We start from the raw sequence: 1,997 nt of genomic DNA, 5'->3' as shown, positions 1-1,997 counted from the left end.
CTCTATTTGTATTTTATCATAAATGTAATCGTTTTCAAACACTTTTTATCATTATTTATCATTTGTGTTCAAATTAATAATAAAATAAAAAAAGTAGGACATGCCTACTTAATTACTTTTATATTTAGGTATTTATCTCCCGGATGTTTATTTGAAACTAGGTATCCATCATTAATTTGAGCAAAGGACATTCCTGACTTTCGTTCAAATTTACTTTCATCACCTAGGAAATACACTACATTAGATTGCTTGATAATTGTTGCCTTGATCATTGCTTCCATTTCATCAGGAGTTGAATAACCAAACTCTGAATCAAGTGCATTAAATCCTATAAGTGCTATATCAAAATTCATACGTTCAAGATACTTAATGCTTAGTGATCCAACCGTTGCAAGTGTCTTAGTTTTTAGATGACCACCGATAATATACGTATCAATATTGTATTTGTTTAGCATTTCAATATGATGTAAGCCATGAGTAAACACCGTTACATTCTTGTTTTCGAGATATGGAATGACAAGTGATGTTGATGTTCCTGCATCTAAATAAATTGATGAATCGTCGGGAATATAATCTGCAGCGACTTTAGCAATTTTCAGTTTTTCGTCAGCATTAGTAGTTCGACGCAATTCGAGCTCAATATCCATAGCAATATGATTTTGCTTGAGAGAGCTCGCGCCTCCATGAACTTTTTTAATCACATTTTCTTCATGAAGTTCATTAATATCTCTTCGAATCGTAATTTCGGAAACATTCAGAAGTTGCGATAATTCTTCTACTTTCGCAAATTGATGTTCATTTACGTATTCAATAATTGCGAGATGTCTTTGATTCTTTAACATGACTAGTCAAAAGTTCTAAGTGGTAGAATTAGTTGAACAATTGAATCATCTTCAGGATGACGAATTACAAATGCTTGCATTTCACCCACGAACATAATTTTAACTGTTTCTGATTTGAAGGATTTTAAAGCTTCAATCAAGTATTTTCCACTGAATGAAATTTTTAGATTACCGCCCACATAATTAATTGGATGGAGAATCTCTTCTGATGATCCAATTTCTTGAGATTTTGAACTAATAATAATTTCATCTGGAGTTGCTTCAAGTTTTACAGTCCAATACCCTTCACTCTTTAAGAATGAAGATCTATCAACAGCATTGATTAAATCGATTTTCTTAACAACGAGTTCAAATCCATACTCGTTCGGAATCAAACGATTTACATCTGGGAAAAGACCATCAATAAGTCGAGATTGAATTAATGTTTCGCCAATATAGAATTGAACTAATTTATCCGATACTGCAATAGTAATGATTTCATCACCAGTAATTGTCTTTTGTACCTCATATAAGTTAGAGGCTGGGACTGAGATATTAAAGTCTATCTCTACAGGAAGTTCAACAACTTTCTTTGCAAGACGGTAACTGTCAGTTGCGACACTATTTAAAGTCGTTCCATTAGCTTTAAAGTTTACGCCAGTAAAAATTGGACGATCTTCACTTGTTGAGCAAACAAAAGCTGTCTGAGAAATAATCTCAGATAATTTACTTCCAGAAATCTCGAATTGTTTTTCTGGTTTTGTAAAGTCGATAATTGGGTACTGATCGCCCTTTGTTCCATTAATGTTATATTCTGCTTGATTTCCACTGATACGTGTTAGAGCACCATCAATAATTTCCATATTAATGATGTCAGCATCTAATTTACGAACTGCTTCAAGAACATAACGTGCTTCTAAAACGACATCACCTTCTTCATGAATAACTAAATTATTTTCTTCGTTAGCATAAATGACTTCACGAATAGAAATATTTGAATCACTAGCTATCAACGTTAACGTGTTGTTACGTAATTCAAATTTGATTCCTGAAAGTATAGGTAGCGGTGAGTGTGTTGATGAAGCACGACCAACTGAAGATAATGATTTATAAAACGATTGTTTTTTGATATTAAACTTCATAGATTCCTCCAAAGTATATTGAATACAATTACAT

The 1,997-nt window shown here is 32.4% G+C and carries 2 protein-coding genes; both read right to left on the bottom strand.

The window, feature by feature from the left end:
* Positions 1 to 104: 104 nt before the first annotated feature.
* Positions 105 to 842 (bottom strand): DeoR/GlpR family DNA-binding transcription regulator, encoded by a 738-nt coding sequence (locus tag GVV20_RS10445; protein ID WP_159741514.1) that lies wholly within the window; start codon positions 840 to 842, stop codon positions 105 to 107.
* A 2-nt stretch (positions 843 to 844) separates the two neighbouring features.
* Positions 845 to 1,963: a DNA polymerase III subunit beta gene (gene dnaN / locus GVV20_RS10440; RefSeq protein WP_159741513.1), complete on the bottom strand. Its 1,119-nt coding sequence runs from the start codon at positions 1,961 to 1,963 to the stop codon at positions 845 to 847.
* Positions 1,964 to 1,997: the final 34 nt, after the last annotated feature.

The sequence above is a fragment of the Erysipelothrix aquatica genome, from assembly GCF_009828775.2.
GTDB lineage: Bacteria > Bacillota_I > Bacilli_A > Erysipelotrichales > Erysipelotrichaceae > Erysipelothrix > Erysipelothrix aquatica.
Note: the sequence above shows the minus strand (reverse complement) of the source record. Positions and strands in the feature narration are given on the sequence as shown.